This is a genomic window from Acinetobacter variabilis (assembly GCF_000369625.1).
Taxonomy (GTDB): Bacteria; Pseudomonadota; Gammaproteobacteria; order Pseudomonadales; family Moraxellaceae; genus Acinetobacter; species Acinetobacter variabilis.
The window spans coordinates 1,022,414-1,037,975 of record NZ_KB850113.1 but is presented as its reverse complement, the minus strand read 5'-3'; the positions used below and the strand labels follow the sequence as shown (position 1 = coordinate 1,037,975).

Here is a 15,562-nt window from a genome sequence, read left to right as displayed (position 1 = left end):
ATATCCCTCAATCAGTTGGCAGAGAATTTTTCAAACAGGAAGCTGGCAGGTTTGACACCTTCCGCATCCAGCCAACCGCGAACTGCTTCAACCATTGGCACCGGACCACACAGGTAGATATCGACATCTCCAGCGTTCAGCCATTCGTTTTCGATATGACCGGTCACATAACCTTTACGCTCATGTGTAGATTCTGGATTTGCGACCACCGTGCGATATTCGAACCATGGGAATTTGTCCTGTAGTTCATTCAGCTTTTCAATTGCGACCAGGTCGAAGTCATTGGTCACTCCAAAGACCAGACGTACTGGATGTTCAGACCCTTTTTCTTCCAGTACCTGTAACATCGACATAAATGGTGCGATGCCTGTACCACCTGCCAGCATCAATACTGGACGGGACACATTACGCAGATAGAAGCTGCCGAATGGACCGATAAAGATCATTTTGTCACCCGCTTTTGCATCAGCGCTGAGGAAACTCGACATTTTGCCGTTAGGCACATTACGAACTACAAAACCAGTTAAACGGTTACCCGGTTTAGAGCTGAATGAATAAGAACGTGTTTCGGTGCTTCCAGGAATACCGACATTGACATATTGTCCCGCCAGAAAATGAATATCTGGTTGACCATCATCAAGTTGAATATTAAAAGTAATGGTGGAATCAGACAGGTTTTTTACATGGGCCAACGTACCTTGATAGGCATGGATCTCAGTCTTGCAGACATCAGATGAGGCCTGGATCTGGAACACGGCATCCGAAGTCGGCTTACATTGGCAAGCCAGAATAAATCCTTCTGCAGCTTCTTCTGGAGTTAGTGCATCTTCAATATACATTTCTTCAGGCATGTCATACGCACCTGATTCACAAAAAGCGCGGCACGTTCCACATGCACCGTCACGGCAATCTAGAGGGATATTGATCTTTTGACGGTAAGCTGCATCGGACAGGGTTTCGCCTTGGGCAACACTAATAAAACGTGTAACGCCATCTTCAAATTGGAGTGCAACATTGTGGTTTGACATGGCTGAATATCCTATATAAATCTTTGAAACTTAGCCTTTCAGCCATATTTCCCTAGCTGAAAGGTTTAACCTTGCTGTCGAGACAGTCTTAGAGGTGATAAATGTCGATAACCTGGTTGATGTAATCGTTTTTCAGCACCACGTATTTGCTTAAAATCTGTGGTTTTTCGCCTGAAAAATCGATTTCGTAACGAGACATACCGAAATAGCTGTAACTGTTTTTGTAACGAAAACTCAGGGTATTCCAGTTAAAGCGCACAGTGACCTTGTCACCATCACGTTCCACAATTTCAATATTGCAGATGTTGTGGCTGGTACGGGTATCCGGCATGGTGGCAGATGAACGTTCTGTCTTGATCCGGAACACACGGTCTTCCAGGCCCTGACGGTCAGGGTAGTAGATCAGTGAGATTTCAGACTGTGGATTCTCAGTCAGACGGTCATCATCATCCCAAGCTGGCATCCAGAAAGAAGCAGTAGGGGCGTAGCACTGTAACCAGTCATCCCATTGCTCATCATCTAAAAAGCGGGCTTCCTGATACAGGAACTGTGCAATATTTTCTAAAGTGATGTCGCTCATGCGGTTTCTCCTTCAGTGCTTGCAGCAATTTCTTTTTCGGTCGCAATGCCTTTTTTGATCAGTTCTAGCCAGTACTGGTGTTGTGCCAGATATAGGCCTTCATCTTCAGTTTTAATGCCGGACAGTTTTGGTTTTAGACCAATTTCATTGGCTGCATCATCCGGCCCTTGAATCCAGTGTTTAGACCCGCGACACATGTCGTTCCATTCCAGTGCGATCCCGGCATAACCAGCCTGACAGGCACGGAATTCTTCAAGATCGTCCGGAGTTGCCATACCAGAAGCATTAAAGAAATCTTCATACTGACGGATACGGCGAGTGCGTGCTTCCGGCTCTTCACCGACAGGACCGATACAGTAAATGGTCACTTCAGTCTTATCGACAGAGATTGGACGCAGGACACGAATTTGTGAGCCGAATTGATCCATGAAGTAAACGTTTGGATAAATACACAGGTTACGTGAACGCTCGATCATCCATTTCGCCATGGCTTCGCCATAACGCTCGGTATATTCATTTTTCTTGGCAAAGTTTGGACGGTCTTCCGGATTGGCCCATTGAGTCCAAAGCAGCATGTGACCATGTTCAAAGCCATAAGAACCACCGCCTTGTTTGCCCCATGAACCTGCGCTCATGGCACGAATATTATCGCCAGCTTCTTTTTCCTTACGTTGCTGAGTGGTCGCGGCGTAGTTCCAGTGCACAGCAGAGACGTGATAACCATCGGCACCGTTTTCTGCAGTCAGCTTCCAGTTACCTTCATAGGTATAAGTCGATGAACCACGTAAAACTTCCAGACCTTGCTCAGACTGACCCACGATCATATCGATAATCTTGGTAGCTTCGCCCAGGTATTCTTCCAGAGATGGAACATCAGGATTCAGGCTGCCAAACAAGAAGCCTTTGTAATTTTCAAAACGGGCTACTTTTTTCAGGTCATGAGAACCGTCTTGGTTAAAGCAATCTGAATAGCCTGCATCAGCCGGGTCTTTCACTTTTAACAGCTTGCCCGAGTTATTAAATGTCCAGCCATGGAATGGGCAGGTATAGGTTGCTTTATTACCACGTTTGTAGCGGCAGAGCTGTGCACCGCGGTGTGAGCAGGCATTGATCATGGCATTCAGTTCGCCATTACGATTACGTGCAATGATGATTGGCTGACGGCCAATATGGGTTGTGTAGTAATCGTTGTTATTGGGAATTTGGCTCTCGTGGGCCAGATAAACCCAGTTTCCTTCAAAAATGTATTTCATTTCCAGATCAAATAGGGCTTGATCAGTAAATACGGAACGGTGCAGTTTAAATTCACCAGATTCAAAATCATCGACCAGTAATTCATCAATACGGTCTAAATGGCTGGTGTTAATTACAGGAATACGAGGCATGTCCAGTCTCCGACTTTCCAAGGAGGGGAAGTCATCGGGATGTTGCTCAGACTGACATCCCGATTCCATTTTGAATTAAGCGCTTGCGCGACGACGTTCTACTTCAGTGCTTGGTGCAGCAGCTTGGTCTTTCACCAGTTCAATATTGAACTGGATATGTTTGAATGGACCATTTAAACCGCGGCGTGCGATTTCAGCTTCATCGGTCACATCATCAGCAGTTGCGACCAGACCATCACGTGTGGCGAATGCAAAGTCATCCCACAGGTATTGATCGCCTTCGATGTTGAACTGTGTGGTTAACTTGCGGTAACCCGGTGCAGATACGAAGTAATGCACATGAGATGGGCGGTTACCGTGACGACCTAATTTGTCCAGTACGAACTGGGTGGTACCTTCAGGTGGACAGCCATAACCGACCGGCATAGTGGTCAGCGCCACATATTTACCGTCTTGATCGGTAAAGATAGAACGGCGCAGGTTAAAGTCAGATTGCGACTTGTCAAAGAAAGAATAGTTGCCCAGGCTATTGGCATGCCAGACTTCAACTTTTGCACCTTCAATGATGTTACCGTCAGTATCAGTCACTGTGCCTTCAATAATCAGGGTTGGAATTTTGCCTTCTTCAGAACCGTCATCCATACGCGCAAAACCAACTGACTCAGGTGCACCTGCAACATACAGCGGGCCTTCGATGGTACGTGGTGTACCACCTGTAATGCCTGCTTTGGCATCTGCTTCATCCGCGCGTAAGTCTAAGTAATGTTCCAGACCAAGACCTGCAGCCAGTAAGCCTAATTCATTAGCTTGACCTGCATCAGTAAAGTATTCCAGACCTTTCCAGAGTTCAGTCTGAGAAATATCAAGATCTTCAATAGCCTGGAAAAGATCACCTAATAAACGTACAACAACTTGTTGTACACGCTCATCGACTGGTCCTGTCGCTGTATCGACATTCATTTTTTTAACCAGTGCATCAATTTCTTGGCGGTTCATACTATTGCTCCTAAAGTATGTTTTCATATTTTAGTGGCGCATGTTTTAGCATTCATTTGGCTGGCTAAATCTTGCTGGCCACAAGTCCTTTTGGATTACCCTCAGGTGTATGGGTGGGAAGGATTTTTTTATTTCCATTCCCGAATTTATTCATTACTTGTCATCATCCCGAATCGATGATGGATGGCGGTTCAATGCCATAACTTCGATGTTCATATACGGATAGAGCGGCAAGCCCTGTAGCAAGTTGTGCAACTCTTCATTGCTTTCAACATCAAAAATACTGATGTTTGAATACTGCCCGGTGATACGCCAGATATGACGCCACTTACCCTGACGTTGCAGATCCTGTGAATAGGCTTTTTCGACAGCCTTAATTTCATTGGCCTGTTCAAACGGCATATCTTTTGGAATGTTGACGTCCATTCGTACTTGGAAAAGCATGGGATTCTCCTGGAATTATTGACGACGCAAGTTGTCAATTTTGTTTTCATCCAACTCAATACCCAGACCTGGTCCTTTCGGAATCTCAAGTTCAAAGTTTTGATACTGGAGTGGGGTTTTTAAAATTTCATCAATTAACAGCAATGGACCAAACAGTTCGGTGCCATAAGCGAGACTTTCAAAAGTCGAGAAGGCATGGGCAGAGGCGATGGTGCCCACCGGGCCTTCCAGCATGGTGCCGCCATACAGGTCGATACCAGCCAGCTGTGCCACTTTTGCAACTTCACAGCCTTCAATCAGGCCACCAGACTGCGCTACTTTGACTGCAAAAACTGATGAACCATGCTGACGTGCGATCTGATAGGCAGACTGTGGCCCCATCAAGGATTCATCCGCCATGATGGCGATATCAAAACGCTGGGTCAGACGTCGCATTGCATCCAGATTGTCAATGGCGCACGGCTGTTCAATCAGATCAATGCCGCCGTCCTGGAGTAACTGAATACCTTTAATCGCGTCCAGCTCTGACCAGGCACGGTTGACGTCCACACGGATTGAAATGTCTTTGCCCAATGCCTGTTTAATGGCAAGCACGTGTTCAACATCCTGTTCCACTGGACGAGAACCAATTTTCAGTTTGAAAATATTGTGGCGTTTGGCCGCAATCATTTTCTGGGCTTCAGCAATGTCTTTCTCGGTATTGCCAGATGCCAATACCCACAGCACTGGTACGCTGTTACGTAAACGTCCACCTAGAATTTCACTCAGTGGCTGGTTCAGACGTTGTGCCTGAATATCTAGTAGCGCAGTTTGAATGGCACATTTGGCAAAACGGTTACCATTAATATTCTTTTTGATGGCTCGTAATGTCTGTGCAACATTCAAACCCGATAATGTTTTCAGAAGCGGTGCAAAGTAAGTCTCAATATTCACTTTGACACTTTCTGGGCTTTCTTCACCGTAGCCTAAACCGCCAATAGTGGTGGCTTCGCCCCAACCCACATAGCCGTCTTCGGTGGTGATTTTGACCAGGACCAGTGTCTGGGTTTGCATGGTTGCGACAGCCATCTTGTGAGGACGGATCGTCGGTATTTGAACCAGCAAGGTTTCAACTGACTTATACATAATTACGCTTCACATTCTTGCTTTAATGTTTTGACTTAATATACCTTAAAAGAATAATTTTGATTGGTCTAAGATCGATTTAGCATTTTTTTATACTTTAAAGGTATTTAGGGATATGGAACTCAGGCATTTGCGTTACTTTGTCGCAGTCGTCGAAGAACAAAGTTTTACCAAGGCGGCAGAAAAACTGTTTATTGCTCAACCACCTTTAAGCAGACAGATACAAAATCTGGAACAGGAACTGGATATTCAGCTCTTTGAAAGAGGTAGCCGACCGCTTAAGACCACAGAAGCAGGTCAATTCTTCTACCAGCATGCGGTTAAACTTTTGTCTAATGCGGAAGAAATCAAATCGATGACCAAGCGGATTGGTATCGCGGATCGCACCATTAGTATTGGTTTTGTTGGCTCGTTATTGTTCGGTTTGCTATCGCGTATTGTGTTTTTATTTAAGCAGCAACATCCCCAGCTCAAAATTGAGATGGTTGAAATGAATACTTCAGAGCAAATTCAGGCACTTAAGGAAGGGCGGATTGATGTCGGTTTTGGACGCTTGAGAATTTCAGATCCAGCAGTGAAACGGGTGTTGCTGCGTGAAGAAAGACTCATGGTCGCTGCGCATTCCAGCCATTTTTTCTCGCAACGAGATGGCGTGAACCTGGTTGAACTGGTGGATCAGCCACTCTTTTTATACCCGAATAATGGTAAGGCTAATTTTTCTACCCAGGTGCGCGGTATATTTTCCGAGTATGGGCTAGAGCCGAAAAATATCCGTGCAGTTAGTGAATTGCAACTGGCACTGGGTTTTGTGGCTGCTGGAGAGGGTGTTTGTATCGTGCCGGAAAGTGCCCAGAATATTCGTCTGGCACATTTAAACTTTATCCCTTTATTAGATGAATTTGCGGTCAGTCCGGTCTTTATGGCGATTCGTAACATGGATGAAAGTGAATATATTCGTTATCTGTTTGATGCGGTCTATCAGGTTTATGATCTTGAAGCGATTAAATATGATCGTGCGGTGTTTTAAACAAGATTAAAACTTTTTAGATGCTATATAAAATAGGTGAAATTATTAGGGTGTGTTGACACTTTTAGCTTAAAAAATAGCGAAGTAGTAAAATCAAATCGCCAAACCCAATTTTACTCTTCGCTATGCCTCGTACCATGCTGACAGATCAACACTGGCAAAAGTTGAAAACTATTTTGCGTAATTTATCTATTCATCACAACTCAAACTTACGTAATTTTATTGAAGCTATTCTCTATAGAATTAGAACAGGCTGTCCGTGGCGAGATATTCCTTCCTATTTCGGTCAATCAAACTCTATTTTCAAACGTTTTAATCGTTGGTCAAGCAGTGGTAAGTTACTTAGATTATTCAAATTATTAGCATCATGCCCCGATATGGAGTGGATTTTTATTGATGGCTCTCACGTACGTGCTCATCAACATTCTGCCGGTATAGCGAATCAATCCATTTCTAAAAGTGTAGGAGAAAACTCCTCAAAAATACATTTGATTGTTGATGCAAATGGCAATCCTGTTGATTTCATGATTACCGATGGAACCACACATGACGTCAAAGTTGCACCTGATTTAATATCAACATTAGACTTAAAAGAGACAAAAGTGGTCTGCGCAGATAAAGGCTATGATTCAGAACCACTGCGTGAACAGATCAGAAAAACAGGGACGAAAGCGAATATACCAAAGAAAATAAATAGCCAATCGAACAATGATCATATGGACTGGTATTTATATAAAATCAGGCATTTAGTTGAAAATATGTTTTGTAGATTAAAGCAATTTAGAGGAATAGCTACTCGATATGACAAGCTCAAAAGAAATTATCAAAGTGCTGTTGCCTTAGCCTGTATATTTTTATGGCTACCTTTATAGGTTTAATTATGAACAGTAAATGTCAACAGACCCTATTTAATGACTGAATTAAAGTCGTTTTATTTGGATGAATATCATTAAGGCATAGTAAATAAAGCTTTCTCTTGAAGGCAGACTTTATAGGTATAGAAGTATGCATATTCAGTTTTGGACATTTATGGACATCTTCTGCATTGTGAATCTCATAAATTGAACTTCACAATTAGGAGGTGAAGATGTCTACAAATAAAGTGAATATAAATACGCTGATCGATGAAGCAAAGTTCACACCTTTTCATTGGGGCGTCCTGATCTGGTGTTTGCTGATCATTATTTTTGATGGTTATGACCTGGTGATCTACGGTGTAGCTTTACCGCTACTGATGCAGGAATGGTCACTCAGTGCAGTACAAGCCGGCATGTTAGCCAGCACTGCCTTGTTCGGTATGATGTTTGGAGCCATGAGCTTCGGGACCTTATCGGATAAACTGGGACGTAAAAAAACCATCATGATCTGTGTCGCGATCTTTAGTGGTTTTACGTTTATCGGTGCCTTTGCAACATCACCTGTCGAATTCGGAATTCTACGTTTTCTTGCCGGACTTGGTATTGGTGGTGTGATGCCCAACGTCGTTGCCCTGATGACGGAATATGCGCCTAAACGTATCCGTAGCACCTTGGTTGCCCTGATGTTTAGTGGTTATGCCATTGGCGGTATGACGTCTGCACTTTTAGGTGCATGGCTGGTACCACAGTTTGGCTGGCAGATCATGTTCTATATTGCCGGTGTTCCTTTATTGGCTTTACCGTTAATCTGGAAATTCCTGCCTGAATCGTTGATGTATCTAACCGTCAGAAATCAGACTGTAGAAGCACGAAACATCATTAAGAAGATTTCACCTGCTCAAGATGTTACAGAAAATTCTCAATTTGTCCTGAATGAAGTGAAAAAGGGTGATGAGGCGCCATTAAAAGCGTTATTTCAGAAAGGTCGTACATTCAGTACCTTCATGTTCTGGATTGCTTTCTTTATGTGTCTGCTGATGGTGTATGCATTGGGAAGCTGGTTACCAAAGCTGATGATTCAGGCGGGTTACTCATTGGGCGCCAGTATGATCTTCCTGTTCGCCTTGAATATTGGCGGCATGATTGGCGCAATTGGTGGGGGTTATCTGGCAGACCGTTTCCATATCAAAAAAGTACTGACAATCATGTTTCTTTGCGGGGCAGCTTCTTTAATCCTGCTCGGTTATAACAGTCCGCAATTCGTGCTTTATAGCTTGATTGCAGTGGCCGGTGCAGCAACCATTGGTTCTCAAATCCTGCTCTATACCTTCGTGGCACAATATTATCCATCGACGGTGCGTTCCACCGGCATGGGTTGGGCTTCCGGAATTGGGCGTATCGGTGCGATCGTTGGACCGGTATTGACAGGTGCTTTACTCACCATGAATTTACCGCATCAAATGAACTTCTTTGCAATTGCGATTCCCGGTTTGATTGCTGCGCTGGCAATTTTCCTGGTGAACTTAAAAATGTCTGTAGAAGGTCAAGCCCTTGCTACACCTGATATTCGTACTGATTCTCTCGCTGAAAAAGCAAGTTAATGGATTAAATATCAATTAATAAAGAAAACACTTCTAATGATAGAGATCGCCATCGTAAGCGGCGGTGATCTGTTGCTAGAATCGAGACGCATAATAAAAAAGTGAGTTTAGGATGAACACGGAACAATTATTTAATAATCAAACAATCACATTAAAACGCACGGTTCTGATGAGCATGATGGCAATGAGTTTAGGGGGCCTTAGCTTGTCTACCCAGGCACAAACTCCAGCTCAGTCCAATCAGCAGGAAATTGAGCAGTTGCGTCAAGAGGTTCAAGCTTTACGTGCCTTGATTGAACAGCAGCAGACTCAGACAGCTGCTGTGACTGCACCTGTAGCGGCAACGCCGGCACCTGCAAATACAGCAGTAGCTCCTACTAGCAAACCTGTGATGAAAATTGCCAGTGGGGCCGAGTTTAATTTATACGGTAATATCCGTGCTGATGCCTCTTATCAGGCTGAGGGCGGTGCAGCGACACGTATGTATAACCAGATTAATGCGGTACCTCTTGAAGGCACAGGTGAACGCAGTGATGAGTTTAAGTCCACGCTTTCAGCCACCCGTTTAGGGATGGATTTTAAAGCGCCCGTGGGTGCTGGGGATAAGGCCTTAAGTGGTAAGGTTGAGGTCGATTTCCTGGGTGGAGCTGGTTTTGATAACCTGCGTATCCGTCATGCCTATATCAGCTATGCTGACTGGTTAATTGGTCAAACCTGGTCAAACTTTGCAACTCCGGACTATATACCTGAGACGGTAGATGCACTGGTTTATGCCGGTGGTTCAATTAAGCGGACACCTCAGATTCGTCATACCAGTACTTTGAGTCCAGCGACCAATCTGGTGCTTGCAGTAGAAGATCCGAAAGATGCGACCATTACGGGAATCAAACAGCGTTTACCGGCTTTAACTGCACGCTTAAACCACAAATTTGCGGATAATCTTTCTGTCAGCGCGCGTGCGATGGGGAATGAAAAACGCGTGAATGAAGATGAAAAAACTGCATGGGGTGTAGGTGTAGGCGCGAAATACGAGTTTGTTCCAGGCACCAGCCTTAAGGCAGATTATTATCATGTCAAAGGTGATAGCAGTTTTGTCTCTTATGCTAATCCAGGTGTCGTTACAGCTGTTAATGGAGATCTTCTACAGAGTGAATTCGACTCAATTACAGTCGGTCTAACGCAGCAGTTTAATGATAAATTGCGTGGCACAGTAGGCTATGGTTATATGAATTTCGACCAAGATAATGGATATCTTGCTGCTCCTGGCCTGAATCTAACAGCAGTGAACAAAGACCTTTGGCAGGCTTGGGCCAATGTGTTCTATAACCCTACAAAACCGCTGAGTTTTGGCCTGGAATATGTCTATGGCGAACGTGAAGCATTGGGTGCTGCACCAACAAATGGCAGTACAAAAGGTGAAGATAACCGAGTGAATGCCGTTGCAATTTACAGTTTCTAAGCTCTAGCGATTTACATAAGAAACCTAAAGCGTGGATGAATTAATCCACGCTTTTTGCATGATTCAGGATCATCTTTGCCAGCACATCGACAGCATTTTCTATCTCAGAGGTCCAGTCAAATGAACAGTTCAGGCGAATATAATTCTGGCTAGTATGTTCCGGTTTAAACAGCAAAGCAGGAGCAATGGCAATATTATACTGAATCAGCTGTTCATATAAAACCTGGCCATCCAGCTGTTCCGGCAATTTGATCCAGAGAAAATACCCACTAGAATAATAATAAATTTCACAGACTGAATCTAAACGCGCTTTGAGTTCCTGATAAAACTTTTGCTTATACTTTTCCAGCTGCTGTTTTAAATGGCGCAAATGCTTTTCATAATGATGATGGGACAGAAAATCGACCAGTGCATTTTGTAATAGCGGACTAACAGTCAAAGTACTCATGAGCTGTAAATGCTGGATTGCATCAGAAAATGGGCCAGCGAAAACCCAGCCGACCCGCGCACCCATGCCCAAGGTTTTGGAAAATGAAGAGCAGTGCAATACCCGTTGATGCTGATCAAAATATTTTACGGAAACCGGTTTATGAGCACCGTAATTGAGTTCCTGATAGACATCATCTTCAATCAGATATACCTGATATTCATTCAACAGTTCCCCAATTCTTTGCTTGATCTCTGAATTTACCGTAAAGCCAATCGGATTATGCACATTCAGCATCAGCCAGCAAACTTTGATCGGGTACTGTTTAAGTGCTTGTTCAAATGATTCCAGGTCAAAACCAAACTGTGAATGCTCAGGGATTGTGATGACTTGCAGGCCTAAACGTTCAGCCGCCTGCCAGGCACCATAAAAAATGGTTTGCTGCAGCAGGATAAAATCACCAGGTTGAGTCAAAGCCTGTAAAGACAGATTAAGGGCTTCCAATGCACCAGAAGTAATGACAATGTCATCCGAAGTGCAGTTTATGCCTTGTAACTGATAGCGGTTGGCAATCAGTTGGCGTAATTCCTGATTACCCGGTGGCATATGATTTTGATGGCTATAACTGCTTTTTCTTTTGCTATGCTGCGCCAGAATCTGCATAAACCGGCTGTTATATAACAGTTCAGCATTTGGAAAAGCTGAACCAAAAGGCGCAATATTTGGGGTTTGCAGTGACTTTAAATAATTAAATACCACAGAGTTGATTTTAATTTTGGAATTTAAGCCAATCTGTACCGCAGGTTCTTTGCTGTTATAGGTTTGAGGTCGCTCCGCAATATAGTAGCCAGATTTATCTTTGGCATAGACTAATCCTTGCGATTCAAGCACCTGATAGGCATTAAGTACCGTCATCAGGCTATAGCCGGACAGTTCAGTCTGTTCCCGCAATGAAGGTAATTTGTCATGCGCCTTCCATGCGCCATTTTCAATCATCTGGCGAATATTCTGGGCCAGCTTTTCAGATTTGAACATAAGAAAATAAAATCTAAACTGTACTAATATAATCAGGATTATATTATGAATAAGTTGTTAAAATATAACAAATGAAGAAAAACAGTGGCTAACTGTTATATTTTTTTTAATGAATATTGTATCTATACAGCTAATTTAGGTCTGCTGATAATAAAGCTCATAACGCCAGACCAACCTATGGGTGATCATATGAATTCAGAAGACAACAAAGCACCAAAATATGCGGATAGCAGTATTTCTGATGCAGCATTCAAGAAGATGATTCTCTGGTTTGCACTTTATGCCGGTTTATTCTGCCTAGGTGTTATCTTTGTAGTAAATGCAGACAAAATTATGATGAGCGGCTTTTAAAATTCTCTCCCTGAACACTATCATCGCCCCAATCTAAATTGGGGCTTTTTTATGGCACACATTACCAGTTTTATTTTCTGCTTTTTTTCTGCATCCACTTTATGACTTTGTCACAATTTGATACTCACAAAGTCAGATTTCCTTGCTAGATTCAGACTGTTTAATGATAAAAATGAATACAGGCTTTTTGCCAGCACATCATACAGAAATAACAACGATATAACAGATGGACAAATAGCAAGGATAAAGGAGTGAAGCATGCTCGGAAATATGATGTTCCAGCCCTTACTGATCAGCAGCATGATTGAACATGCCGGCCGCTATCATGCCGATACCGAGATCATTTCTAAAAATACTGATACCAGCATTAAAAAGACTAATTGGGGAGAAATCCGGGAAAACTCGAAACGTTTTGCCAATGTATTACAGCAATTCGGTCTGACACTCGGCGACCGGGTTGCAACCATTGCCTGGAATAATCATCGACATCTAGAATCTTGGTATGCCATTTCGGGAAGTGGACTGGTTTGCCATACCATTAACCCGCGCTTATTTCCGGAACAGCTGGTATTTATTATCAATGATGCTGCCGATCGGATACTGCTGTTTGATAAAACCTTTGCACCTCTGATTAAAGCCGTCAAACCGTTATTAAAAACTGTAGAACAGTATATCTGTCTGGATGCTGAAGATTCCGCGATTCGTGAAGCCATTCCGGAAGTTCAGTTTTATGATGATTTGCTTGCCCAGCAATCTGCAGAATTTGACTGGCCTGAACTGGATGAAAATACAGCGAGTTCACTGTGTTATACCTCCGGTACGACCGGAAATCCAAAAGGGGTTTTATATAGTCATCGTTCAACAGTATTGCATAGTTACGCCATTATCATGCCGGATTCTCTGAATGTAGCAGCGCGTGACATCATGCTGCCGGTGGTACCAATGTTCCATGTCAATGCCTGGGGAACCCCATATGCCGCTGCCATGGTCGGTTGTACCTTGGTGCTGCCGGGGCCGGGCCTGGATGGAGCCAGTCTGGTCAATCTGATTGATACGTATAAAGTATCTGTAGCTTTAGGCGTTCCAACGATCTGGCAAGGGCTGATTGCGGCTGCCCAGCAAAGTGGTTCAAAACTGGAAAGCCTGAAACGGAATGTGGTCGGTGGTTCTGCCTGTCCACCGGCGATGCTGAAAACCTTTAAAGAGCAGTTTAACTGCGAAACCATTCATGCCTGGGGGATGACTGAAACCAGCCCACTCGGTAGTGCCAATCAGCTAAAAACCAAACACCTTGATCTGGCGGATGAAGAAAAAATGCAGATTCGTCTGTCTCAAGGTCGTCCACCGTTTGGCGTTGATTTACGTTTAACCGATGAAGAAAAAGGAACTCAGGAAATTGCCCGAGATGGTGAAACCATAGGGAATCTACAAATTAAAGGGCACTGGATCATTGATCATTATTTTGGCAAGGAAGAATCTGCACTCACAGCAGATGGCTGGTTTGATACCGGAGATATTGCTACCTTAAATGAAGATGGCTTTATGAAGCTGTGTGATCGCTCCAAAGATCTGATCAAGTCAGGCGGTGAATGGATCTCTTCAGTCGATCTTGAAAATATGGCCATGGGACATCCTGAAATTGCCATGGCTGCCGTGATTGCGGCACAGCATCCTAAATGGGATGAGCGTCCCGTTCTAATTGCAATTAAAAAGCCAGAGAGTCATGTGAGTGAAGCCGAAATTCTGGATTACTATGCGGACAAGGTCGCAAAATGGCAGATCCCGGATCGCGTGATTTTTGTAGATTCTATTCCATTAAGTGGAACCGGCAAGATGCTGAAAAAAGACCTGCGTGAACTTTATGGTTCTATCTTGCTGGAACAGGCCGTAGGTTAAGCTATTTTTTTTAAAGGTAAATTTTTGCCTTTTTAACTCACCCAATATTTAAAACAGAAACTGATCTCTTATATAGAGGTCAGTTTTTTTATGTGTTTTTGCTCAAAATATACAGACCAAAAAAGCAATTTATTCAGTTCATACAGTTTTAACAGCACTTTCTGGCTAGGATTGTCTTACAAAAAGCTCAACAATGGTTTTTAAACACATAATTTGACCTACATTGACATGGTGTGAGCTTCAGAATTCTTTATTCTAGACTACATAATAAATAGACAGTTGTATATTAATGCTGTCTGCGGAATAGAGGGGGATAAAAATGACAAGTATGACAACCTACAAGCCGCATTGGATTCGTGAAGATTTCATTGATTTTGTTGGTGAAAAAATCCATCCAACCTGGGCACTCAAAAAAGTCAAAGCATCGGTCGTGAATATTCAGGCGGTCAGCCCTGACTTTTTTAAAATCCAGTTACGTCCAAATTATAACTTTAACCGCGGGTCATTTCAGGCCGGTCAAAATATCGCGGTGACTCTGCGTCTGGATGGAGTTCGTCATCAACGTCATTATTCTATTGTGACCATTTTAAAAAATGGTGATGTGATTATTGCAGTCAAGCAGCAAGGTAAAGTGTCGCGTGCCCTAACTTTATTGCAACTGGATGCAGTGGTCGAGCTGTCTCAGCCACAGGGCGAATTTACCTTATTAAACTCTCCTAAACCGATTCTGTTTCTGGCATCAGGCAGTGGCATTACAGCAATTTATTCCTTATTGCAAAAAGCAGTCGTGCAGTTTCAGCATCGGATTGACCTGATCTATTTCACTCGTGATGATGCATTTCATGCCGAGATCAAAACCTTGGCGTTGATGCATCCTCATCTGAAATATCATCATTTTAATACAGTCGAGCATAAGCAGCATCTGAGCCAGCAATTGCTAAACAAGCTGGTATCAGACTTTGAACAGCGTGAAATCTATGCCTGTGGTTCCGCGGGAATGATGAAAACTGCACTCAAAATTGCCGATAAACTGGCGGTGAAATCCAGCTTTCATTCTGAATATTTCCAGATTGCAATGGATGAAAAAGTGAAAGCACAGCCTGTACAATTTTTAAGATCGCAGCAGGAATTCCAGGCAGAATCTAATCTGCTGGAAAGTGCAGAACAGGCGGGTCTTCGTCCAGCGCATGGTTGTCGTATGGGCATTTGTAATACTTGCTCATGTACCAAAGTCAGCGGTTCGGTGAAAAACATGCTAACGGGTGAGATCGACCACGGCAGCAATACTCCAGTCAAACTTTGTATTTCACAGGCCGTCAGTCCTGTGGTGATTAATTTATAAGCTATTTTA

14 protein-coding genes are annotated in these 15,562 nt (G+C 43.4%); 7 read left to right on the top strand and 7 right to left on the bottom strand.

The window, feature by feature from the left end; translation table 11 throughout:
* Nucleotides 1-11: 11 nt before the first annotated feature.
* The 6 genes from benC to F897_RS10665 form a co-directional block, all read right to left on the bottom strand.
* Nucleotides 12-1,028: a benzoate 1,2-dioxygenase electron transfer component BenC gene (gene benC, locus F897_RS10690; protein WP_005235792.1), complete on the bottom strand. Its 1,017-nt coding sequence runs from the start codon at nt 1,026-1,028 to the stop codon at nt 12-14.
* A gap of 88 nt (nt 1,029-1,116) precedes the next feature.
* Complete coding sequence (gene benB / locus F897_RS10685; RefSeq protein WP_005235790.1) at nt 1,117-1,608, bottom strand: benzoate 1,2-dioxygenase small subunit; 492 nt, start codon at nt 1,606-1,608, stop codon at nt 1,117-1,119.
* Nucleotides 1,605-2,993, bottom strand: a complete 1,389-nt coding sequence (gene benA, locus F897_RS10680; protein ID WP_005235789.1) for a benzoate 1,2-dioxygenase large subunit — start codon at nt 2,991-2,993, stop codon at nt 1,605-1,607. The genes benB and benA overlap by 4 nt, the downstream gene beginning before the upstream one ends.
* A 75-nt stretch (nt 2,994-3,068) precedes the next feature.
* Entirely contained in the window at nt 3,069-3,989 is a 921-nt protein-coding gene (gene catA / locus F897_RS10675) for a catechol 1,2-dioxygenase (protein ID WP_005235786.1), read from the bottom strand.
* A 153-nt stretch (nt 3,990-4,142) separates the two neighbouring features.
* Nucleotides 4,143-4,433 (bottom strand): muconolactone Delta-isomerase, encoded by a 291-nt coding sequence (gene catC / locus F897_RS10670; RefSeq protein ID WP_005235784.1) that lies wholly within the window; start codon nt 4,431-4,433, stop codon nt 4,143-4,145.
* A 15-nt stretch (nt 4,434-4,448) separates the two neighbouring features.
* Complete coding sequence (locus tag F897_RS10665; protein ID WP_005235782.1) at nt 4,449-5,558, bottom strand: muconate/chloromuconate family cycloisomerase; 1,110 nt, start codon at nt 5,556-5,558, stop codon at nt 4,449-4,451.
* A gap of 115 nt (nt 5,559-5,673) precedes the next feature.
* Between F897_RS10665 and F897_RS10660 the strand changes: the two genes are divergently transcribed.
* The 4 genes from F897_RS10660 to F897_RS10645 all read left to right on the top strand — a co-directional run bounded on the left by F897_RS10660 (nt 5,674) and on the right by F897_RS10645 (nt 10,502).
* Nucleotides 5,674-6,585 carry a LysR family transcriptional regulator gene (locus F897_RS10660; protein WP_005235780.1) on the top strand — a complete coding sequence of 304 codons (912 nt, stop codon included), beginning with the start codon at nt 5,674-5,676 and terminating at the stop codon, nt 6,583-6,585.
* Between the two features lie 125 nt (nt 6,586-6,710).
* Nucleotides 6,711-7,457 (top strand): IS5 family transposase, encoded by a 747-nt coding sequence (locus tag F897_RS10655; protein WP_005235778.1) that lies wholly within the window; start codon nt 6,711-6,713, stop codon nt 7,455-7,457.
* 215 nt (nt 7,458-7,672) lie between these two features.
* A complete protein-coding gene (locus F897_RS10650; protein WP_005235777.1) occupies nt 7,673-9,043 on the top strand; it encodes an MFS transporter in 1,371 nt (456 codons plus the stop codon).
* 112 nt (nt 9,044-9,155) lie between these two features.
* The gene (locus tag F897_RS10645; protein WP_005235776.1) at nt 9,156-10,502 is read left to right on the top strand and encodes a DcaP family trimeric outer membrane transporter; all 1,347 of its coding nucleotides are present in this window, start codon (nt 9,156-9,158) and stop codon (nt 10,500-10,502) included.
* Between the two features lie 40 nt (nt 10,503-10,542).
* Here the strand turns inward: F897_RS10645 and F897_RS10640 are convergent, their stop codons facing one another.
* The gene (locus tag F897_RS10640; RefSeq protein ID WP_005235775.1) at nt 10,543-11,964 is read right to left on the bottom strand and encodes an aminotransferase-like domain-containing protein; all 1,422 of its coding nucleotides are present in this window, start codon (nt 11,962-11,964) and stop codon (nt 10,543-10,545) included.
* Between the two features lie 189 nt (nt 11,965-12,153).
* Between F897_RS10640 and F897_RS17740 the strand changes: the two genes are divergently transcribed.
* From F897_RS17740 to F897_RS10630, 3 genes are all read left to right on the top strand, one after another.
* Entirely contained in the window at nt 12,154-12,315 is a 162-nt protein-coding gene (locus F897_RS17740) for a hypothetical protein (RefSeq protein WP_162835335.1), read from the top strand.
* 258 nt (nt 12,316-12,573) lie between these two features.
* Entirely contained in the window at nt 12,574-14,211 is a 1,638-nt protein-coding gene (locus F897_RS10635; protein ID WP_005235773.1) for a long-chain-fatty-acid--CoA ligase, read from the top strand.
* 319 nt (nt 14,212-14,530) lie between these two features.
* Nucleotides 14,531-15,553 carry a flavin reductase family protein gene (locus F897_RS10630; RefSeq protein ID WP_005235772.1) on the top strand — a complete coding sequence of 341 codons (1,023 nt, stop codon included), beginning with the start codon at nt 14,531-14,533 and terminating at the stop codon, nt 15,551-15,553.
* Nucleotides 15,554-15,562: the final 9 nt, after the last annotated feature.